This is a genomic window from Thermocrinis jamiesonii, assembly GCF_000702425.1.
Lineage (GTDB): Bacteria > Aquificota > Aquificia > Aquificales > Aquificaceae > Thermocrinis > Thermocrinis jamiesonii.
The window spans coordinates 414,197-435,652 of record NZ_JNIE01000002.1 but is presented as its reverse complement, the minus strand read 5'-3'; the positions used below and the strand labels follow the sequence as shown (position 1 = coordinate 435,652).

Sequence of the window (21,456 nt, the reverse complement as noted above, 5' to 3'; positions counted from 1 at the left end):
AGATGGAGAAAACCCCTGAACAAAGGCTTTGGATAAAAGCAAATATCCCAGAGAAACTCTGGAGAGATTATCACTGGCAAATTCAGAACAGGATAAGGACCAAAGAACAGCTTGAAAAATACATAAAACTTTTGCCCGAAGAGATAGAAGGAATAGAGAGAACAAAAGGCTTATACCCTATGGCTATAACGCCCTACTACCTTTCGTTGATGGATCCAGAAGATCCCATGGATCCTATAAGACTGCAGGCAATTCCAAGGGTGGTAGAAGTGGATGAGTCTGTGCAAAGGTATGGAGAGCCGGACGCTCTAAAGGAAGATGGACCTATTCCAGGACTTACCCACAGATACCCAGACAGGGTTTTGGTGCAAACTACCACCTTTTGTGCAGTTTATTGCAGACACTGTATGAGAAAGAGAATATTCTCTCAGGGCGAAAGAGCTATAGGTGAGCAACAGCTAAAACTCATAGTTGAATATGTGAAGAAACACTCAGAAATCAGAGAAGTTTTACTTTCGGGAGGAGATCCGTTGACGCTAAACCCTGAAAAGCTTGACATTATACTTTCGGAGTTCAGGAAAATTCCCCACATAGAAGTTATACGCATAGGGACAAGACTTCCTGTGTTAGCACCTCAAAGGTTCTTTGACGAAGATGTGCTGAAAATACTTGAAAAGCATTCTCCCATTTGGATAAGCACTCACTTTAACCATCCAAAGGAAATAACTCCAGAGGCTCAAGAAGCGGTGGAAAATCTTCTAAGAAGGGGCATACCGGTCCTTAATCAGACGGTCCTGCTAAAGGGCGTTAATGATAACCCAGAGATTATGCTTGAGCTTATGAGAAAGCTAATAAAAATAAAGGTCAAACCACAGTATCTTTTTCACTGTGATCCCATTAAGGGTGTTATCCACTTTAGAACAACCTTGGAGAAGGGTTTGGAAATTATGAAATACCTGAGGGGAAGAATATCTGGCTATGCTATACCCACCTATGCAGTGGATCTACCAGGTGGGAAAGGTAAGGTGCCTTTACTACCCAGATACCTGATAGACAGCGATGGAACAAAGCACACCTTTTTAAGCTGGGATGGACAGAAGGTGGAATACGACATTTGCGAGTTTTAATAGAAGAATTCTTGCATTATATCTTTCCGATAAAAAGATCATCACTATAAACTTCTTGTTTTCGCTGTTTTGTATGCCAAGCGATTAAATTAAAATAACTAATGATGAGTGGGCATGAGATCAGAGAACTTTTTCTTAGCTTCTTTGAAGGTAAGGGACACACGAGGGTAAAGAGTGCTTCGCTAATACCAGAGTCGGACCCAACCTTACTTTTTACCAACGCAGGCATGGTTCCCTTCAAAAATGTGTTCCTTGGCTTGGAAAAAAGACCTTATTCAAGGGCTGTGTCCTGTCAGAAGTGCCTTAGGGTTTCTGGAAAACACAACGATTTGGAAAGTGTGGGATACACCTCAAGGCATCACACCTTTTTTGAAATGCTTGGCAATTTTTCCTTTGGCGATTACTTCAAAAGGGAAGCCATACTCTATGCTTGGGAGTTTGTGACCGAGTGGCTAAAAATTCCAAAAGAGAGAATATACGTAAGCGTGTATAGAGAAGACGAAGAGGCTTACAGAATATGGAACGAAGAGGTAGGGCTACCTACGGATAGGATTTGGAGGCTTGGAGAGGAGGACAACTTCTGGCAGATGGGAGATACAGGACCTTGTGGTCCTTCTTCGGAAATATACGTGGATAGAGGGGAAGAGGCAGGAGAAGAAAGGTTTTTGGAGGTTTGGAACCTTGTTTTTATGCAATACAACAGAGACCAAAAGGGTAGTTTAACTCCACTTCCTAATCCAAGCATAGACACGGGTATGGGTCTTGAGAGGATCGCAAGCATCCTTCAAAACACAAAAACGAACTTTGAAATAGACCTTATAAGACCCATAATAAGCTTTGGAGAGGAGATAAGTGGAAAAGCTTACGGAGAGAATTATGAGCATACAGTAGCCCTAAGGGTAATAGCGGACCACCTTAGAGCCTTAACCTTTGCCATATCTGATGGAGTTTTTCCGTCCAACACCGGAAGAGGATACGTCCTAAGGAGGATCCTAAGGAGAGCCTTAAGGTTTGGATACAAGCTGGGCATAGTAGAGCCTTTTCTACACAAGGGAGTGGATGTGGTAGTGGATATTATGAAATCAGCCTATCCTGAGCTTGTTCAAACAAAGAGCTTTGTTAAAGGAGTAATAAAGGCAGAAGAGGAGAGATTCATAAACACCTTCAAAAACGCCATACCTTTGGTAGAAGAGTTTGTAAGCAGAGCTTTGGAAGAGGGCAGAAGCTTTTTGAAGGGCGAAGAGGTGTTTAAACTCTACGACACTTACGGCTTTCCTTTGGACCTTTTGGAGGAAATAGCAAAAGAAAACAACCTAAGCCTTGATATGGAAGGCTTTGAACAAGAGATGGCAGTCCAAAGAGAAAGGGCAAGACAAAGCTTTAAGATAGAAACCAAAGAGGTAAAGCCCATATACCAACATCTTAAGAACATAGGAAAGATTTCAACTTTTGTAGGTTACGAAACAACCACGAGTCAGTCTAAGGTAATAGCTATATTAAAGGATGGAGAGCTTGTATCTGAACTAAGGGAAGGGGAGAGTGGAGAGATATTTATAGACATCACACCTTTTTATGCGGAAAGAGGAGGGCAGATAGGGGATACGGGGACCATAGAGAGTGCAGAAGGTGTTTTTGTGGTGGAAGATACCCAATCTCCTGTGGAGGGTGTGATAAGTCATATAGGTAAGTTGGTAAAGGGGCGATTGGCAGTAGGAGATTCGGTGCTTGCAATTGTAGAAAGTGAAAGAAGGGAGGATATAAAGAGAAATCATACCGCAACCCATCTATTGCACTCAGCCCTTAGGTTGGTTTTGGGAGATCATGTCAGACAGGCAGGTTCTTTGGTAGCAGACAAGTATTTGCGCTTTGACTTTACTCACTTTCAACCACTTACTTTAGAAGAGATAAAAAAGATAGAAGAGTTGGTTAATGAGCAGATAAGAAAGGACGAGCCTGTGATAACGGAAGAGAAGGACTACAGAGAAGCTATAAAAGAAGGTGCTATAGCTATTTTTGAAGAAAAATACGGTGATAGGGTTAGGGTGCTGAGCGTGGGAGACTTTTCCAAAGAGCTGTGCGGTGGAACTCACGTTTCAAGAACCGGAGAAATAGGATACTTCAAGATAGTTTCGGAGTCTTCCATAGGCGCTGGTTTGAGGCGTATTCTGGCAAAAACTGGCAGATGGGCTGTGGAAGAGTCCTTCAGAGATTCTCAAATGCTTGGACAGATTGCTATGAGTTTAGGTGTAGCAAAAGAAGACGTGGGAGATGCAGTAGAGAGAATGAAGGAGAAGATAAAGGACTTGGAAAGAGAAATTCAGAGGTTAAAGTCCGAATTGGCAAGGATGCAGGCAAGGGACAGAGTAAAAGAGGAAAAAGTAGGTCCATATACCTTCTTCTACGGTCTATTGGATGATGTGGATGGGGAATTTTTGAGAGAACTTTCGGACCAGCTAAGACAAAACAAGCAAGGAGTTCTGGTCTTTTTGGCAAGCAAAAAAGAAGAGAAGGTTTCCACCATCATTGCCCTATCCAAAGACATGGTTGGTAAGTTTTCTGCAAAGGAGCTTGTAAAGGAAGTGGGAACCGTACTTGGTGGTGGAGGTGGCGGAAGGGAAGACATAGCTCAGGGCGGTGGCACAAAGCCAGAGAACTTTGAAAAGGCGGTAAAACTTCTGAGGGAAAAGCTGGGCTAATAGCTGTTCTTTGATTTTTTGCTTAAACCGTATCTCTTTCTCAAAATTTCTCAAAACACCAAAAGCAATAGAAGAAATCCTAAACAGAGTTGTTTTTAAGTCGCATAAGTATGCCTACTTATCCTCAGTGTTTTATAATTTCTATATGCTTTTTGTGTTTTCAGCTCCTTCTGGAACTGGAAAAACAACGGTTGTAAATATGATCCTAAAAGAGGTTGAAAGAGTAAGGCGAGTGGTAACTGCTACCACCAGGCAAAAGAGGGAAGGAGAGGTAGAAGGAGTGGATTATATATTTCTCAGCGTGGAGGAGTTTGAAAGAGGTATAAGGGAAGGAAAATTTTTGGAATACGCAAAGGTCTATGGAAACTACTACGGAACACCAAAGGATCAAGTTTTAAAGAACGAAGAAGAGGGATTTGACTCCATACTGGTTATAGACGTGCAGGGAGCAAAGACTGTAAAGAAGAACTATCCAGAGAGCATACTTATTTTTCTTCTTCCGCCGTCTATGGAGGAGCTAAATAGAAGGCTTTTAACGAGGGGCTTTAGGGACGAAAATCTGGAAGAACGTATAAAAACTGCCCAGTGGGAAATTTCTTGTGCCAAATATTTTGATTACATAGTGGTTAATGAGTTTCTGGATGAAACATTGCAAGCGCTTAAGAATATAATACTTTCAGCCAGACATACGACCAAAAACTTTTTTAGGGACTTGGAAAAACGCGTAAGCGATGATAAAATTATAACCTATCTTAGGCAAGAGTGCCATTGGAGGTAAAGCTATGAGCAAAAGACCTAACATAGAAAAGGCTTTAAAGCAAGTGAGTAGTAGGTATGAATTGGTGCATGCTGCTGTCAAGCGTGTGGAACAGCTTTTGCAAGAGGGAGAGGATATATTCGTTAGGGACAAAGTGAAGAAGGAGTTAATTAAGAAAACCTTTTATGCCATAGAAGAATTGGCAGAAGGAAAGGTCAAGGTTAAAAAGCTAAACGTAGAGCTATGATAAAAAGCCTGCTTTTTCTGCACCTTTTCTTTGTTACCCTTTGGGTTGGCGGAATGGCCTATACCTTACTCTTTCTTAGACCTTCCTTAAGTGATATACCTGACAATCATAGGCTTGGCTTTATAAAGGGTGTTTACGGTAGGTTCTTCTTGGCGGTGTGGTTGTCCATACTTGTCATTTTTCTGACAGGTATGGCTCTTTGGCACGGCTACAGGAAGGATTTTTCCACAAACTTTTTATTTCACCTAAAACTATTCCTCTTTGCCATAATGGTCTTAAACTTTGCCTACATCTACTTTTTCCTATACAGAAAAAATAAACTATCTGCCATCCCAAGCTTAGTCGCAATAAACTTTTTAATATCTATCCTCATTTACATCATCATTTCGTGGATCGCCTAATTTTCGTATTGTTGTTTCTCCTTGTTAATTCTTCTTTTGCCCAACTACCTGAAGAGTATGCCCTATTGATCAGGTTCAAAAGTCAGGATGACATACATGCAGGAGAGCAGATTTTAAAAGACTATCCTAACGCAGTGTTCATAGAGGACCTGAAACTTTTGATGGCGGAAAAATACTATCAGGTGGGAAAAAGGGAAAGGTCTGCGGAGTTGATAAAAAGCATAAATCCGAGGGCTTTAAAACCAGATTATCTAAGCAGATACGCAAAGCTTTGGAGAGAGCTAAATCTTGACAAAAAAACAGCGTTGATAAACCTCCCACACCTTTTTACGGATTATCTAAGGGAGGTGGATCTTACGGAGGAGGAAAGGATCAAGGTAGGTGAGGAGTTGATAAAGAGAAGACAATACAGACACGCAGTGTCTGTTTTATCTGATATACCACAAGCCTGCCATCTGTTGGGCAGAGCCTACGAAAGGTTGGAGATGCAAAAAGAAGCTTTTTTAGTGCTAAAGGATTGCAACACAGAGGACGCTCTCTTAATCCGGGCAAGGATTGCTTTTAATCTTTCTAAGGACCAGTTTATAAAAGCTTTGGAACTTTTGAAGGGAAAACCAGCATACAATCAAGCCCTCTTTTACGCAGGTAGAGTGTCCCTCTACGCAGGAAACTTTCAAGAAGCTCTACGATGGTTTGTTATGATGGAGGACTCATACCAAAAGTTTTTTCAATTGGGTTTAACTCACTATATACTTGGTGATTACAAAAAGGCTTTAGATGCTTTTCAGAAAGCTCTAAGATTTGCATCAAACCAAATAGAAATTTCGGAAAGCCATTTTTGGCTTTACAAAAGTCACAAAGAGCTAAAAGATTTTTCAAGGGCAAGCTATCATCTTCTGCAAGCATCCAAGGGTTTTGGCTTTTACTCCATTGCGTCAAAGGTCCTATTAGGAGAGCCTGTGGTAAGTAAGTTTATGAAGGTCTTTTTGGTAGATGCAGAAGATACATCAACAGCAAGAACTATAAGGAGTATATTTCAAGCAGGCTTTCCATACTATGCTCGCTTAGAGGCTTTTAAAAACATAAACAAAATAACCTCATCGGATATTCTGATCATTCAAAAGTTTGACAATTTTTTAGCCATCAGGTTAGCTGTCAGAAAGTTTGGCATAAACTCTGAAATATACAACTTGGTCGCTTATCCAAAGCCATACGCAGAATTCGTTGAAGAAGCCTCCCAAAGGTTCAATGTTGATAAAAACCTTATATGGGCTGTGATGCGACAGGAAAGTCTCTTTGACCCAGAAGCGGTCTCTCCAAGCAGTGCAAAAGGTCTCATGCAGTTAATGGACTTTACCGCAAGGGAAGTCTCTTCAAAGTATAGAATACCCAACCAGGTGTTCAGTCCAAGGGAAAACATACTGATGGGCACAGCCTATTTGCGGGAAATGCTTGAACTTTGGAACGGGGATCTTATAAGGGCTATAGCCAGCTACAATGCAGGACCAAACAGAGTAAAAAGTTTTATTCAGCATAAAGATCCCTACGTATTCATAGAAACTATTCCCATAGCAGAAACTAGGAATTACGTAAAGCAGGTGTTAAATAACTACTATATCTACCAAGCCTTAGATTGATCTAACCGCCCTGTCAATTCTGTTTAGTGCTTCGTCTATGTCTTCTTTGGTGTGGGCTGTGCTCAAAAACCAAGCTTCAAACTGAGAGGGTGGTATAAGCACTCCTTCTTTCAACAGGGCTCTGAAGAACTTGCCAAAAAGCTCAAGGTTTGAAGTTTTTGCTGTAGAATAATCAAAGACTTCTTTTTCTGTGAAGAACACAGTAAACATTGAACCCACCCTGTTTATCCTATGGGTTATTCCCTTGTCTGAAAGGATCTGACTTATTCCATCGCACAACTGCTGGCTAATCTGTTCTAAGTAAGGGTAGGGGTTTGTTTCAAAGAGTTCAGAAAGGGTAGCGATGCCAGAGATCATAGCCATAGGATTTCCAGAAAGGGTGCCAGCTTGGTAGATCGGTCCCTCAGGGGCAACTTTTTTCATTATCTCTTTCTTTCCACCGTAAGCGCCAAGTGGCATGCCACCGCCTATTACTTTCCCCATACAAGTAAGGTCTGGATCTACAGAATACATTTCCTGAGCTCCGCCCTTTGAAACCCTGAAGTTGGTTATAACTTCGTCAAATATTAGCAAAGCTGAGTATTCTTTAGTTAGCTTCCTTAAGGCTTGAAGAAAGCCATCCTTTGGCAAAACAGTGCCCATATTGCCCGCTATGGGTTCTACTATCACACAGGCTATACTTTCTCCATACTTTTTAAAGGTTTCTTCTAAGGCTTGCACATCGTTGTATGGCAAAACAATGGTAAGGTTGGCTATTTCTTCTGGCACTCCCGGTGTTCCCGGAATTCCTAAGGTTGCCACACCGGAACCTGCGCTAACTAAAAGCCCATCGTAGTGTCCATGATAGCAACCTTCAAACTTAACCACGTATTTTCTTCCTGTATAACCTCTGGCTAACCTTATGGCGGACATGGTGGCTTCTGTGCCAGAAGAGACAAACCTTACCATCTCTACCGAAGGCATGGCGGATACTATCATCTGTGCTAAGGTTATCTCGTGGGCGTTGGTAAGCCCGTAGGAAAGACCCTTCCTAAGTTGTTCCTCAAGTGCTTTTACTACCCTTGGGTGAGAGTGTCCTAAAATCAGCGGTCCCCAAGACATCAAAAAGTCTATGTATTCTTTACCTTCCACGTCCCATAACCTACAGCCTTGAGCATGGCTCACTATTATGGGCTCTCCACCAACCGCTTTAAAAGCTCTAACTGGAGAACTTACACCTCCGGGCATCAGCTCTTTTGCCTTTTCAAAAAGATCCCTGTTTGTCATCGCAGAACTCCTCCAAAAGGGATCTAAAGGTATTTGTTAATCTATGATCGTCCTCCACTTCTTTGTAGGCCGAAACCTTCACTTTACTTACAAACTTCCTTGAGTGTTCTACTGGAACTACTTCGTCCTTTGTTCCATGGGCAATGTAGATATCCACTGGCGGAGTTTCTGGAAAGTTTATCCTGTCTTCTTCTAATATTTCATATCCCTTTTGCAGTATATCCACCGCAAAGTCTTTGTGAATGGTTATCTCAAGCCCCGTATTACACTCCTTAAAGGTTAATTCGCTTTCTCCCTTTAGCCAGCTTTCCACACCCTTATACCCAACTTCCTCCAAAGTTAGTCTCAAAGAACTGTAAGAGGGAGCAAATAGAAAAACTCTATCTATGCACTCTGGGCTGTAGAATCTCAGATAATTTAGGCTCACGTATCCACCGTGGGAACTTCCCGAAAGTATAAGTTTTCTAAATTTTTTGCAAAAACCTTTAACTAAAGCATCCAACACTTCCAAAACTTTGCTGGTGGTAGTGCTCTGATAGTCCATGTCCATAGCAAAGAAGGAGAATTTGCCAGTGCTTAAAGACACATCCCTTATGGCTAAAACCTTTGAACTTCCAACATTGGAAGCAAAACCGTGAAGGTGAATAAGCAGTACCTCTTCGTTTATTTTTTCGTAAATAAACATTGGTCCTTTCCCAATTGAGCTACTCATATTATAATTTAACACAAGGGTTGCCCTTGCCTTGCCTTTGTCAGGGGCAGGCAAGAAGGTTAGTCTCTCTTTGGTTTGAGAGACTACGGATGAACAATTGGACACGGTGCTGTGCTAAAGCTTAAGGAAAGGAACCGATTACAGAGCTTGTTTTTGGAGGTATTGGAAGATCAAAACAAAAGGGAACTTCTTTTGTATTTACTATGCTATGTGCAATTAGTTAAAAAGGAAGGAAGTTTTTCCGTTAGTCTGGATGAATTCCTAAGGTGCGCTTACAGAAGTTTTAGGTCCAACAGGCATCAGTGGAAGGATGTGCTTGTGGAGTTGAACCTGCTGAAAATAACAGACATATACGGTTCGGTTTATTCTGGAAAGGATATATACAAGATCCAAGAGGACTCCCTTTTGTTTATAAGCTTAGATCCTGCTTACGCAGAAGATTTTTATCTGATTTCCAACAAGCTTGTTAAATACTGGGGAATAGTCCATAAATTGGAATACGGTAAGCTTTGGAACGTGCAAGATGCTATTAACTTAGGTGTTTATATTTTTAATGAAGAACTATACGAAGAGTACATGGATTATGCTGAAATTCAAAAAGAAAGATTCAGAAAGGAAGCTGTGTTTTTTGAAGCGCTTGAGGAGATCATCAAAGGCCTAACTGCTAAGAGCGAAAAAAACCTTCTTCATTGGTTGAAAGCTATGGAATTGTTAAAAAAACTACCGGATATATACTATGGCATTAACGTAGGAAAGCTTAAAAAGGATGTTGAGAACAACTGGAAAAGGGCGCAGAAGGGAAAAAAGGTGGAGAAGATAAAGGTGGATTTTATAAAACCATCAAAGAAGAGTAGTTTTTGGCAACGTTTAAAAGAAAGTTTTTTGAGAATATACAGACGTTTTGTGTATGAAAGACCCTGGAACATTCACGTAAAGAATGTAAGATCCAAACCTGAAGAAGAGTGCGTGAATGTTTAAAGAAATATCGGACCCAATCCATCAATTCATAAGGGTCTATCCTGATGAGTTAGAAATTCTGGATACCTTTACTTTTCAAAGGTTGAGGTATGTAAAACAACTGGGTGTTACATACATGGTTTTCCCTTCCGCACAGCACACAAGGTTTGAGCATTCCTTGGGTGTGATGAATTTAGCGGAGAGCATATACGTGGGACTTGGTTATAAGGATAAAAAACTTATGAAAGTTATAAGATTGGCTGGTTTGTTGCACGATGTGGGCCATCCACCCTTTTCCCATACTACAGAAGTACTTCTGGGGGATAAAAGCCATGAAAAAGTAGGAAAGGAGCTTGTACTGTCGGGTGAGCTAAACGAAAGATTGAAAAAAGTTGGTTTTTCTCAGGAAGATATAGAACTTCTCGTTAGGCTTGCATTTAAGGAACCAAAGGACGAAGAAGAAAGGGTCCTATCCCACATTATAACAGGAGAGTTAGGAGCGGATAGGATGGATTATCTCAGAAGGGATGCTTATTTTTGTGGTACCTCTTACGGTTTTTTTGATTACGGTAGAATACTTGGTCATTTGGAAAGAATAAATGGTAAAGAATGCGTAAATAAAAGCGCCATAAGAGCTTTGGAGAGTTTTTTCTTAGGGAGATTTTTCATGTATACGCAGGTTTATTTTCATAAGGTTGTTCGCATTCTAAGCATACATTTGCTGGAGCTTATAAAGGATTACATGGAAAAGGGGCTTTTTTCCAAAGAAAAGTTTCATCAGCTAACGGATGCGGACCTAATAGGATTGGCTTTGAAGGAAAAGAATAACCCTTTGGTAAGAAGGCTCTTTTTAAGGGAACACTTTAGGGAGGTTTTTAGCACGAATAATTGGGATGAATACAGGCAAGTTAAAGAATTCCTGAAAGAGAAGTTGGACGAAAGGGAGCTAAGATTTGATGAAGCAGAAAAGAACGTGATGGACGAAGAGTTTTACCTTAACTACGATGGTGTTTTGAAAGGGCTAAAAGAAGTATCCCCGCTTATGAAAAACTTGCAAAAAATAAGGATATACAGAATATACGTAGAGCCCCGGTTAAAAAGCCATGCATTACAGTATCTTAAAAAAGCTTCTTGAAAGTCCAAAGGGTGCCACTCTAATTTGGATATACCTTTCCACAGGTGTAGGCGTGTTTTCCTTAGCGGAAATAGCGGACACTCTTTATCTTTCCCTGTGTATCCTCTTCATTCTCCTTGGTGCCATTATGGATTACAAAAACTCTTATCCTATAAAGCGCATACTTTTGAACCTTTTGGGAATAGCACTTACTTTTTACTTTGCCTTCCAAATTAGCCTTGACAATCTTGTTGAACCCCTTTCTAATCTGCTTCTTACGCTCCTTGGGATTAAGTTTCTTGAAGAAAAAAAGCCAAGGGACATGTATCAGATCCTGCTCCTTAGCTTGCTATGCCTTTCCTTAGCTACCCTTTACAACCTATCCATCAGCTTTTTGATAATGCTTACGTTCTTTAGCCTTTTGGGTATCACCTCCCTTGTGTTTATAAATGCCTACAAGCAAAATCCCAAAAACTTTCAACCTTTAGAAGTTTTTAAATATTACTCAGTAATTTCTTTATCTCTTTTTGTAGCGGTTTTGTTTCTATCCGTTCCCTTCTTTGTTTTCCTCCCAAGGAGCCATTTTCCTCTCTTCGATGTCTTCGGCAGAAGTGATGGGCTAAAGACTGGTATAGCAAGCGAGGTATCTCTTGGAAAGGTAGGTGAGATACAACAGGACAACACAGTAGCCTTTAGGGTTTTTGGTCTGTCGCAGGACATAAAGGAACCTTACTGGAGGGTGCAGGTGTTTGACACTTACGAAGGAAACAGGTGGATTAGCACGCTTAAAGAAAGCTTTTCTCCTCTAAAAGGTATGGGAGATATCAGTTATACGATTATTTTGGAGCCACATTACGAGGACCACTTACCAATGCTAGATTATCCTTACAGTATAGGATCCTTAGAAGGCATAAAGGGACAGGTTTTTGTCCGTCCCGGCGGGGCTTTTAGGTTATCCACTAACATAAACAGGACTATAAGGTATACCGCAACCTCTATTTCTGAACCTGTTTTGAGTTATGAAACTCTTTACGATGCATATACTGAAGTGCCGGAGGATGTGCCAGAAAGCATAAAGAGGCTGGCAATGGAGTTAAGTAAAGGGGTGATGGATGAAGAGGAAAAAGTCCAAAGGGTGATAAAACACTTCAGGGAAGGAGGATACAGCTATAGCTTAAAGTTAGAAAGCTACGAAGGGGATCCTCTTGAATACTTTATTTTTGTGTCTAAGAAGGGTAACTGCGAGTATTACGCAAGCGCCACCGCCCTTATACTTAGGATCATGGGCATACCTTCAAGGGTGGTGGGAGGTTTTAAAGGAGCTATGTGGAACAACTATGGAAACTATCACATTGTAACCAATTCAATGGCACATGTTTGGGTAGAAGCATACATAGATGGCAGATGGGTCAGAATAGACACTACCCCAAGTTATCAATCTCCAGCAATTAAACGTATATCAAGTCTTGCATTGCTAAAGGATGCTATTGTTTCTTTTTGGTATACCAACGTAGTGGGTTTTTCCGTAGAAAAGCAGATAAGTGTTTTTAGAACCTTTGGAAAGGGGCTTAAGTGGAGTGTAAAGAAGGAAAATCTAAAAGTGGTATTTAAGTATATCCTTTTAGTTCTTTTGATGACCACATTCTTTTACTTGGTTTTCTTGTACTATACAGAGCTTAGAAAGACGCCGGATAACCTGTATAAAAGGCTTGTGCAAGTCTTAGAGTCGAAGGAAGAGCCAGAAAGACTGCTGGAAAAGTTCAAAGGAAGGGACTTTTACCATTACGTAGAATACATAGTTAGACTTTACCAAAGGCACAAGTATTCTAATTATAGGGTTTATCCCGATGAAGTAGAAAGGGGCTACAGGGCTTTAAAGGAGATAAAGAATAAACTCAGTAACGCTGATCACTCCTAACCTTGATTACAGTATGCACATTTCCCCTTGGATTGAAGTCCCCGATAACCTCCAAGAACTTAGGTTTTAGTTTTTCTTCTAAAGCTTGGTATATTTCGTTTGTAGCCTGCTCGTGGGATATGTATCTGTTTCTGAACTTGTTTAGCCAAAGCTTTAAGGATCTTAGCTCTATTATGTATTGATCGGGTATGTATCTGATTTTTATGGTAGCATAATCTGGATAGCCAGACCTTGGACACAGACAGGAAAACTCAGGAAAGGTTATCTCTATAAGATAGTCCCTCTCCTTTGAGGGGTTTTCCCACGTTTCCAACTCAGCTTGTTCTATGGCTATTTCTCCATACTTTTTTTCCATAAAAGAAATTATATACGCTTTTCTCCAAAGTTCTGAATCGCTTATAATTTATATATTGAGGAGAGGTGACCGAGTGGCCGAAGGTGCAGCACTGGAAATGCTGTGTACGGGTAACCCCCGTACCGCGGGTTCGAATCCCGCCCTCTCCGCCAAAGCACTATGAAAAGAGCAATTTTAGCACTTGAAGATGGAACCTACTTTGTAGGATACTCCTTTGGAGCTGAAGGAGAAAGCTTGGGGGAGGTGGTATTTAATACCTCCATGACTGGCTATCAAGAAATAATTACAGACCCATCCTACAAGGGTCAGATTGTTGTCTTAACTTACACCCAAATAGGGAACTACGGCGTAAACCCAGAGGACGTAGAATCTGATAGGATTCAGGTAAACGGCTTAGTAATAAAAGAACTTTCGGGTATTTACAGCAACTGGAGGGCTACAAAAGGATTGGATGAATATCTTAAGGAATACGGAGTGGTTGGTATATGGGGCATAGATACAAGAGCTTTAGTAAAGAGGATAAGAGAAAAGGGAGCAATAAAGGGGATAATATCTACGGTGGACCTAAACCCAAAAAGCTTAGTTGAAAAAGCCAAGAACTATGCAGACATCTCTGAGTTGGACTTGGTAAAAGAAGTATCAACAAGGGAGATATATCACTGGAGAGATGGAGACTGGGATTTATACAAAGGATACCTTAGATTTGAGAGGGAAAAACCCGTCATAGCTGTAATAGATTTTGGCGTTAAAAGAAACATACTAAGAAGGCTTGTGCAAGAAGGAGCGCGTGTGGTAGTAATACCACCAGAAGATGCTCACAAAAATATAGAAAAACTTCAGCCAGATGCGATCTTTTTATCCAATGGTCCGGGAGATCCACAAAGGGTGGTGGAAGGTATAAGGCTTGTGAGGGCTTATATGGAAAAGTTGCCTATAATGGGTATATGCCTTGGGCTTCAAATAATAGGGTTGGCGCTGGGAGGGAAAACTTTCAAGCTCAAGTTTGGCCATCACGGCGGGAATCATCCTGTGAAGGACCTACGAACAGGCAGAATACATATAACCGCTCAAAATCACAATTTTGCGGTAGATCCAGACACATTAAAGGAAGTGCAAATTACCCATATAAACCTTCTTGATCAAACCTTAGAAGGTTTTAAGCACGAAAGCTTGCCAATCTATTGTGTTCAGTTTCATCCTGAGGCTTCCCCGGGACCACATGACGCCTTTGATGTTTTCAAAGAGTTCATCCAACTTTCATGCGCTTACAAAAATTAAGCAACACGAAGATATACCTTATGGTTTTCCTCGTCTCCGTAGGATTCTTGGTAATAATTCTCAGGCTGATTTACATCCAACTCTATGGGAGAACTGAATACATAGAAAGGGTCGTGGAGAAGTTTCCAAAGGCAACTGTAGAAAGGGTGCCGGTATACAGAGGAGCTATAAAAGACAGAAAGGGCGTAGAGTTGGCTATTAGCTTACCAACTTTTTCGGTATTTGCTTTTCCACAAGCCGTTAAAAATAAAGAGGAATTGGCAAGAAGGCTTTCTGCAGTGCTAAATCAAAAGGAAGAGGAAATATTAAAAAAGCTTAACTCTGATAGGAAGTTTGTGTGGCTGGCAAGACAGGTTGATAGGGAGTTTTTAAACTACATAAAGGGAGTCATAAAAGACACTGGAAATCAAAGTGCGGTTGGCTTGCAAGAAGATTACAAAAGGGTTTATCCTCATGGTTATTTAGCCAGTAATCTTATAGGTTTTGTTGGGGCAGAAGGAAAAGGTTTGGAGGGCATAGAGTATATGCTAAATGATAGGCTTTACTCAAGGGAGGTAAAGAAGGTTTTCCTCTACTCACCAAGGGTGGGAAGGATGGCTTTGAACCTTGAAGAGGAAGAAAAGGATTTCACAACAAGGGATGTTCAGCTGACTATAGATTTTGGTATTCAGGTTATCCTTGAGGACATTAAACAGAAGATAGTAAAGGATTGGAAACCTAAAAGGGTTGCTTTAATCGTAATAGACCTAAACACTGGAGATATTCTCGGCATAGCCAACTATCCCCATTATGACCCAAATAACTTTAAAAAATATCCTATTCAGAATAGGCGAAACTATGCGGTTACGGACCTTTTTGAACCTGGTTCGGTAATGAAACCCTTTTTTGTAGGACTTGCCTTAGATAAAGGATATGTAAGCTTTAACTACGTTGTGGATACAGAAAACGGAAAAGCGGAATTCTTCGGTAGAACAATAAGAGACGTTCGTCCTTACGACCGTCTTTCAATTGATCAAGTAATTATAAAATCTTCCAACATAGGAACTGCAAAGATAGCAAGGTTTTTGTCAAAGAAAGACGTGGAAGAACTCTTTAAAAGTATCCACTTTAATTCCTCCTTTGGTATTTTGCCAGGAGAAGCAAAGCCAAGGCTTCCTGACTTTAACTATCCTGCCAACATAATATACGCCAGCATTGGACAGGGTTTGGCTGTCAACCTTCTTAATTTATGCGTAGCCTTTGGAGGACTTGCCACCAACCAGATCGTAAAGCCACGCATAATATACGAACCAGATAAACCAAAAACTGTCCTCACCGATAAACTTTTTTCCGAGAAAGTGTTAAGTTGGTTACAAAAAAATATGATTAGAGTTGTGGAGGAAGGAACCGCAGTAAATGCTAAATCGGACTACTTTACCATAGCGGGCAAAACAGGTACTGCTCAGAAGTTTGATACAAAAACAGGGAAATACTCCATGGAGAAGGTTGTTGCCTACTTCGTGGGATACTTTCCTGCTACCAATCCAAAGTTTGTGGCTGGCATAATGGTAGATGAACCAAAGGGAAGAGCATTTGGTGGAACTGCAGCTGCACCGTATTTTAAAGAACTGGTTGAAAGGGTAGCCTTTTACGAGAGGTTAGAACCCGATAAGTTCCACCACAAACAGTAGCAAATTAAGGAGACTGTAGAAGCTTTTTCCGATGAGTCCTGCACTTACATTAATTTTTGAAAATTTTTCAGTTTGCTATTTAATACGCTGTGTGAGAAATTACCTAAGCACATACTTTTGCAGATAAGACAGTTTGGCAGTAAATAGATATAGTCTGATAAAAAAAGATTTTATTGTATAGCTATTTTTTGTATCAAATTTCTATACTGCATACACATACTTTCAATGGAAAATTCCTTTGCTGTTTCATAAGCATTTTTTGACAGAAAACTTCTTAACTCTTCACTGGATAGAAGCTTATCTATATAATTTGCAAGAGAAATGTAATCTTTTGGCTTAAAAACAAAACTGTTAAAATTATGTTTTGCAAACGGAACAACATCTGTGCTGATGATAGGCTTTTTTAAAGCCATGGCTTCCAAACTTGACATTGGAAATGCTTCTCTTATAGAAGATGTTATATACAAATCACAATTTTTAATATACGGGAATGGATTCTTTACAAAACCTACCAAAAAAACTTTATCTTCTATTTTTAGATTTCTGATTAGATTTTCTAACTCGCTTTTTTTACTGCCTTCTCCAAGTATGTAAAGATATGGTTTTGTTTTAGAATAATAGACACCTTTTATCAACGTTTCAAAATCTTTATCATCACTTAATCTTCCCGCTGATACTATACAAGGCTTTTTTAACTCAGGTTGATATTCTTCAGACAGTTTATTGATTGTTTTTATATCAATACCATTATAAATTACCTTTATTTTGCTAGGATCTAATTCAAAAAATTTTACCAAACCATCTTTAACTTTATCTGAAACCGCTATTATTAAATCAGCATACTTGTAAAAATTTTTTATAATTCTTCTCTCCTTTTTTGAATAGCATTCAATAGTAACATGTTCAACAAGGATTAAGTTAGATTTTATCAAATTCTTTGATTTTAAATAAGAAAGCCTTGTATTCATATCTCTTAGGTGAGATATTATAATGTCGTAATCTTTTAAGGTTTCTTTAAGCCTGTATAGCAGCAGTTTTTCGTATAAAAATGATGGAAGAGGTGGTTTTTTGTTAAAAATTACCTTTGGTATAAAATCAATGCTTAGTTTTATAATATTTTTTGCTATTATAAAATCATTTTCATATTTATCCTTAAGACAGTTGTATATGTTTATTGCTACTCTTTCTGCTCCACCGCAAGATAAAGTATTAACTACGTGTGCTACTTTTAGCATTATATAATCAAATCATCCTAATCTTCGAACACTATAAACAGTTTTATCCAATAATTTTACCATATTTCCTTGCTAAGAATACTATGGAGGATTTGTGAAATAATAAAATAGCCTTTTTCTTAATGAACTTTATATTTTTAATGATATGACACCCTCCGACAAACTTGGAAGAGAGCTTAGGGATCTGAGAATATCCCTAACCGACAGGTGTAATCTTAGGTGCTTTTTTTGTATGCCCGAAGGGCAAGAATACGAGTTTCTTAAAAGGGAAGAAATACTGAGCTTTGAAGAGATAGCAAGGGTTGTGCGTATAGTGAAGAACCTTGGAGTAAAAAAGGTAAGACTCACTGGAGGTGAGCCTTTACTTAGAAGACACTTAGAAAAACTCGTAGGTATGATAAGGGAAGAGGTGGAGGATATAGCCCTTACAACCAATGGTCTTCTTTTGAAAGAAAAAATAAAAGATCTTTTCTTTGCTGGTTTGAAAAGGGTTACGGTAAGTCTTCCTTCACTCAGGGATGAAAGACTGTCTCGCATAGTGAGTAGGAATGTAAAGGTAGGTCAGATACTAGAAGGTATATACAAGTCTATTGAGATTGGGGTTTTAGTAAAGGTAAATATGTGTGTGGTGAAGGGTGTTAATGAGGATGAGATCTTGGACTTTGTGGAGTTTTTCAGACCGTTGAGAGTGGAGGTGAGGTTTATTGAGTTTATGGATGTGGGAAATCTTAACGGTTGGTCTTTGGAGAGGGTTTTTTCCGCAAAAGATATACTGCAAACTATATCAAGCCATTACAAAGTTCAGCCTTTGGGAAGGTCAAAAAAGGGTGAGACAGCGAATAGGTTCTCTTTGGAAGATGGCTACACCTTTGGCATAATAGCGTCTGTAACTGAGCCCTTTTGTGGCGAGTGCAATCGCCTTAGACTGACTGCAGATGGAAAGCTTCTGACCTGTCTGTTTGCTTCCAAAGGATACGATCTCAAAAGCCTTCTCAGAGCTGGAGTGGAAGACAGTCAAATAGAGAATTTTATAAGGACAGTTTGGGAAAATAGGAGCGATAAATATTCAGAGGAGAGACTTGAGCTGTTAAAGAAAGGTATAAAGCCTAAGAAGATTGAGATGTTCAAGATTGGGGGATAAGATGAAAAACAAAACGGTGTTTGTTTGTCAGGAATGTGGATATGTTTCTCAAAAGTGGTTTGGAAAGTGTCCATCCTGTGGTGCTTGGAACAGTATGGTGGAAGAAAGAGAAAGAATTAACTTGAAACACACAAATTACGTGGAGTCCTGCAAACCCTTACCTTTGTGGGATACGGAGGAGGGTGAGAGGCTTTTTACAGGCTTTAGCCAGCTTAACAGAGCCCTCGGTGGGGGTATAGTAAAAGGTCAAGTAGTGCTCATAGCAGGTGAGCCAGGCATAGGAAAGTCCACTTTACTTTTGCAGTTGGCGGAAAGATACTCAAGGAACTACGGGAAGGTGCTTTATGTTTCTGGCGAAGAGTCTGGTTCTCAGATAGCAACAAGGGCAAAAAGGTTAAACCTAACGGGAGATGGGCTATATGTGCTTGCGGAAACCAATTTAGAAAACATACTGGAAGCTTTAGATTATGTGAAACCCAGTTTGTTGATAGTAGATTCCATCCAAACGATTTACTCCACCGAATTAGAATCTGCCCCCGGTTCTGTCTCCCAAGTTAGGGAATGTGCTTACAAGCTTACGCAGGTGTGCAAGAAAAAAGACATACCAATATTCATAGTAGGTCAGATTACAAAGGAAGGGGCTATTGCGGGTCCTAAGGTTTTGGAACATTTGGTGGATACTGTGCTTTACTTTGAGGGGGAAAGATTTAGTTTTTATAGGGTATTGAAAGTTATAAAAAACCGCTTTGGTGCCAGTGGAGAGGTAGCGGTATTTAAAATGACGGACAAGGGTTTGGAAGAGGTGCCAGAGCCTTCGGCTCTTTTTCTTCAGGAAAGAACGGGAAGTCCCGGAAGTGTAGTCTTTCCACACGCAGAAGGAAGCAGGCCAGTTCTTTTGGAAGTTCAAGCCCTAACCATAGATGCCATTTACACTACACCCCAAAGAAGGTCTCAGGGCTTTGACCTAAACAGACTTGCCCTAATATTGGCGGTTCTTGAGAAGGAAGCTAAAATATTTACCAGAGACAAGGACGTGTTTGTAAATGTGGTGGGGGGTATGCAAATAGTGGAGCCGGCGGGGGATTTGGCGGTAGCCTTGGCGGTTTGCTCCTCCATAAAGGGTAAGTCTCTTGGAGACGTGATGGTTTTTGGAGAGCTGGGACTTGGGGGAGAGGTCAGGGCGGTTCATTTTCCAGAGCTAAGACTACAGGAAGGCAAAAGGTTTGGCTTCAGAAAAGTAGTTTTGCCAAAAAGCTGTGTGTTTGAAGCGGATGGTATGGAGATATACGGGGTATCCCATATAAGGGAAGCCATAGACCTTCTACTATGAAGGTTTTACTCGTAGAGGACGACAAATTGCTTGGAAAAAGTTTAAAGGAATTTTTAGAGTCAGAAGGTTTTATTACAGATTGGGTGTGGGACCCAAGGGAGGTTTTGGACCTATTGGAGGTGAAAGCTTACGATGTTATCGTGCTTGACCTTATGATGCCACACGTAAGGGGAGAGGACCTGATAAAGAGGATCAGAGAAAGAGACAAAGAAACACCCATACTGGTTTTAACCGCAAAACGCAGAATTGAAGACAAGCGCACCTGCTTTGAACTCGGAGCAGACGATTATCTGAGCAAGCCCTTTGAGATGGAGGAGCTGATCCTTAGAATAAAAGCACTCTACAGAAGGAGAAATCCTTACGATGTGGTGGTAATAGGAAATGTGGAGGTTTGCTTGAGCAAGGAAGTGGTAAAGGTGGATGGAAAGATTGTCCCACTGAGTAAAAAAGACTGGCTTATCGTTAAGCTTTTGGTAGAAAACAGGGGCACTTATGTGTCCCAAGAAAAAATACTCAACTATGTTTGGGGCGACGAGCCTGTGGGAGAAGATGTAGTCAGGGCTCACATAAAAAGTCTCAGAAAGCTTTTTCCCAAGGGATTCATACAAACCATGAGGGGAAGAGGATACAAAGTTGGCTGAAAAAACAAAACTCACACTTGCCTTTGCTCTGCTTTTAACTGTAGGTTTTTTAGCACTGAATACGCTCCTTTTCTTTGAATTAAAAAAGCATGTGGAGGAAATCATATACTACAAAGCTTATGCCCATTACTTGCTGTATTCAATCAATCCAAACCACAGAGGGGATGAAAATTTTGCACTGTCGGAACAGATGCCTACAGGTTTTGCATATACCTTCAGGGATCCAAAAGATCAGCTTAAAAACGTTTACGTGGTGGTTAGAGAGGGGTATTTTACGGAAAACATAAAACCCAGTATAAAAAGGATCCTTGCTATGCAGTTTTTGTTGATTTTTTCATTGGTAGCGCTCTACCAGATGGTTTTGGAGGTTTTGTGGAAGAGGGTGGAAGAGGGTAGAGATTTTAGCAAAGCTTTAATTCAGTCTTTGACCCACAAGCTTGGAAACTTCATATCAGTTCAAAAGACAAACTTAAGCCTTCTAAGAAAGAAATACTCAGCGCAAGCCTTAGATAGAATGCAAAGGAGCGTAGAACTACTTGAAAAGGACATAGGTTTAATTTTGAGACTTTCACAGGAAGAGGTAAATCCCCACAGAGTTTGGACCAACCTAAGGCGAAGTTTGGAAAATACCGTAAGTTTTCTTAAAGAGGACCTTGAAGGTAAAAAGCTTTTGTTAAGGTGTGAAGAAAACATATACGTCTTTGTTGATGAGAGGGAGCTGGATGACATTCTTTACAATCTTCTGAGCAATGCCATAAAGTATTCAATCAGTTTTATCTACGTAAAAGCTATGATTTACAAAAATAGACTAATTCTAACCATCCGCAACGATTTTTTAAACACCGGTGGAAAGGGCATAGGCCTTGGCCTTAGGCTCCTTGAAAAACACATCAAAAGATTGGATGGAGAGCTAACAATTAGGGTAAAGGAAAAATACAACTTGCACGTTTGCTTTAGAGAGTTTAAGGTATAAT

19 protein-coding genes and 1 tRNA gene are annotated in these 21,456 nt (G+C 40.2%); 16 read left to right on the top strand and 4 right to left on the bottom strand.

What is annotated here, in order from left to right; genetic code table 11:
• Nucleotides 1-2 precede the first annotated feature (2 nt).
• The 6 genes from K217_RS0102410 (at nucleotide 3) to K217_RS0102385 (ending at nucleotide 6,865) form a co-directional block, all read left to right on the top strand.
• Nucleotides 3-1,127, top strand: coding sequence for a KamA family radical SAM protein (locus K217_RS0102410; RefSeq protein WP_029551539.1), 1,125 nt, complete (start codon nucleotides 3-5; stop codon nucleotides 1,125-1,127).
• Nucleotides 1,128-1,231: 104 nt separating this feature from the next.
• Nucleotides 1,232-3,823, top strand: a complete 2,592-nt coding sequence (gene alaS / locus K217_RS0102405) for an alanine--tRNA ligase (RefSeq protein WP_029551538.1) — start codon at nucleotides 1,232-1,234, stop codon at nucleotides 3,821-3,823.
• Nucleotides 3,824-4,022: 199 nt separating this feature from the next.
• Nucleotides 4,023-4,601, top strand: coding sequence for a guanylate kinase (gene gmk / locus K217_RS0102400; protein WP_231476976.1), 579 nt, complete (start codon nucleotides 4,023-4,025; stop codon nucleotides 4,599-4,601).
• A 4-nt stretch (nucleotides 4,602-4,605) separates the two neighbouring features.
• A complete protein-coding gene (gene rpoZ / locus K217_RS0102395) occupies nucleotides 4,606-4,827 on the top strand; it encodes a DNA-directed RNA polymerase subunit omega (RefSeq protein ID WP_029551536.1) in 222 nt (73 codons plus the stop codon).
• Entirely contained in the window at nucleotides 4,824-5,228 is a 405-nt protein-coding gene (locus K217_RS0102390; protein ID WP_029551535.1) for a hypothetical protein, read from the top strand. Before rpoZ ends, K217_RS0102390 begins: the two co-directional genes overlap by 4 nt.
• An 8-nt stretch (nucleotides 5,229-5,236) precedes the next feature.
• Nucleotides 5,237-6,865: a transglycosylase SLT domain-containing protein gene (locus K217_RS0102385; protein ID WP_052178041.1), complete on the top strand. Its 1,629-nt coding sequence runs from the start codon at nucleotides 5,237-5,239 to the stop codon at nucleotides 6,863-6,865.
• Here the strand turns inward: K217_RS0102385 and hemL are convergent.
• Both hemL and K217_RS0102375 read right to left on the bottom strand, forming a co-directional pair.
• Nucleotides 6,857-8,131 (bottom strand): glutamate-1-semialdehyde 2,1-aminomutase, encoded by a 1,275-nt coding sequence (gene hemL, locus K217_RS0102380; protein WP_029551533.1) that lies wholly within the window; start codon nucleotides 8,129-8,131, stop codon nucleotides 6,857-6,859. The genes K217_RS0102385 and hemL overlap by 9 nt on opposite strands.
• Complete coding sequence (locus tag K217_RS0102375) at nucleotides 8,109-8,816, bottom strand: YqiA/YcfP family alpha/beta fold hydrolase (protein ID WP_029551532.1); 708 nt, start codon at nucleotides 8,814-8,816, stop codon at nucleotides 8,109-8,111. Before K217_RS0102375 ends, hemL begins: the two co-directional genes overlap by 23 nt.
• A gap of 138 nt (nucleotides 8,817-8,954) precedes the next feature.
• Between K217_RS0102375 and K217_RS0102370 the strand changes: the two genes are divergently transcribed.
• The 3 genes from K217_RS0102370 to K217_RS0102360 are packed head-to-tail and all read left to right on the top strand — an operon-like array spanning nucleotide 8,955 to nucleotide 12,832.
• Nucleotides 8,955-9,821, top strand: a complete 867-nt coding sequence (locus tag K217_RS0102370) for a hypothetical protein (protein ID WP_155991100.1) — start codon at nucleotides 8,955-8,957, stop codon at nucleotides 9,819-9,821.
• Entirely contained in the window at nucleotides 9,814-10,935 is a 1,122-nt protein-coding gene (locus K217_RS0102365) for an HD domain-containing protein (RefSeq protein ID WP_029551530.1), read from the top strand. The genes K217_RS0102370 and K217_RS0102365 overlap by 8 nt, the downstream gene beginning before the upstream one ends.
• On the top strand, nucleotides 10,904-12,832 hold the full coding sequence (locus tag K217_RS0102360) for a transglutaminase TgpA family protein (RefSeq protein ID WP_029551529.1): 1,929 nt from the start codon (nucleotides 10,904-10,906) through the stop codon (nucleotides 12,830-12,832). Before K217_RS0102365 ends, K217_RS0102360 begins: the two co-directional genes overlap by 32 nt.
• Here K217_RS0102360 and queF read toward each other — a convergent pair.
• Nucleotides 12,810-13,187, bottom strand: a complete 378-nt coding sequence (gene queF / locus K217_RS0102355; protein ID WP_029551528.1) for a preQ(1) synthase — start codon at nucleotides 13,185-13,187, stop codon at nucleotides 12,810-12,812. The genes K217_RS0102360 and queF overlap by 23 nt on opposite strands.
• Nucleotides 13,188-13,246: 59 nt before the next feature.
• Here queF and K217_RS0102350 point away from each other — a divergent pair.
• The 3 genes from K217_RS0102350 (at nucleotide 13,247) to K217_RS0102340 (ending at nucleotide 16,135) form a co-directional block, all read left to right on the top strand.
• A tRNA-Ser gene (locus K217_RS0102350) sits at nucleotides 13,247-13,339 on the top strand.
• Nucleotides 13,340-13,346: 7 nt separating this feature from the next.
• The gene (gene carA, locus K217_RS0102345; RefSeq protein WP_029551527.1) at nucleotides 13,347-14,465 is read left to right on the top strand and encodes a glutamine-hydrolyzing carbamoyl-phosphate synthase small subunit; all 1,119 of its coding nucleotides are present in this window, start codon (nucleotides 13,347-13,349) and stop codon (nucleotides 14,463-14,465) included.
• Nucleotides 14,447-16,135 (top strand): peptidoglycan D,D-transpeptidase FtsI family protein, encoded by a 1,689-nt coding sequence (locus K217_RS0102340; protein WP_029551526.1) that lies wholly within the window; start codon nucleotides 14,447-14,449, stop codon nucleotides 16,133-16,135. Before carA ends, K217_RS0102340 begins: the two co-directional genes overlap by 19 nt.
• Before the next feature lie 170 nt (nucleotides 16,136-16,305).
• On the opposite strand, the gene K217_RS0102335 is transcribed toward K217_RS0102340, so the two are convergent.
• Nucleotides 16,306-17,370 carry a glycosyltransferase gene (locus tag K217_RS0102335; protein WP_029551525.1) on the bottom strand — a complete coding sequence of 355 codons (1,065 nt, stop codon included), beginning with the start codon at nucleotides 17,368-17,370 and terminating at the stop codon, nucleotides 16,306-16,308.
• 145 nt (nucleotides 17,371-17,515) lie between these two features.
• Between K217_RS0102335 and moaA the strand changes: the two genes are divergently transcribed.
• From moaA to K217_RS0102315, 4 genes are read left to right on the top strand one after another with little or no spacing between them, the layout of a single operon-like run.
• Nucleotides 17,516-18,511 carry a GTP 3',8-cyclase MoaA gene (gene moaA / locus K217_RS0102330; protein WP_029551524.1) on the top strand — a complete coding sequence of 332 codons (996 nt, stop codon included), beginning with the start codon at nucleotides 17,516-17,518 and terminating at the stop codon, nucleotides 18,509-18,511.
• Between the two features lies 1 nt (nucleotide 18,512).
• Nucleotides 18,513-19,841, top strand: coding sequence for a DNA repair protein RadA (gene radA, locus K217_RS0102325; RefSeq protein WP_029551523.1), 1,329 nt, complete (start codon nucleotides 18,513-18,515; stop codon nucleotides 19,839-19,841).
• On the top strand, nucleotides 19,838-20,482 hold the full coding sequence (locus K217_RS0102320; protein ID WP_029551522.1) for a response regulator transcription factor: 645 nt from the start codon (nucleotides 19,838-19,840) through the stop codon (nucleotides 20,480-20,482). Before radA ends, K217_RS0102320 begins: the two co-directional genes overlap by 4 nt.
• Nucleotides 20,475-21,455, top strand: a complete 981-nt coding sequence (locus K217_RS0102315) for a sensor histidine kinase (protein WP_029551521.1) — start codon at nucleotides 20,475-20,477, stop codon at nucleotides 21,453-21,455. The genes K217_RS0102320 and K217_RS0102315 overlap by 8 nt, the downstream gene beginning before the upstream one ends.
• The last annotated feature ends 1 nt before the right edge of the window (nucleotide 21,456 follow it).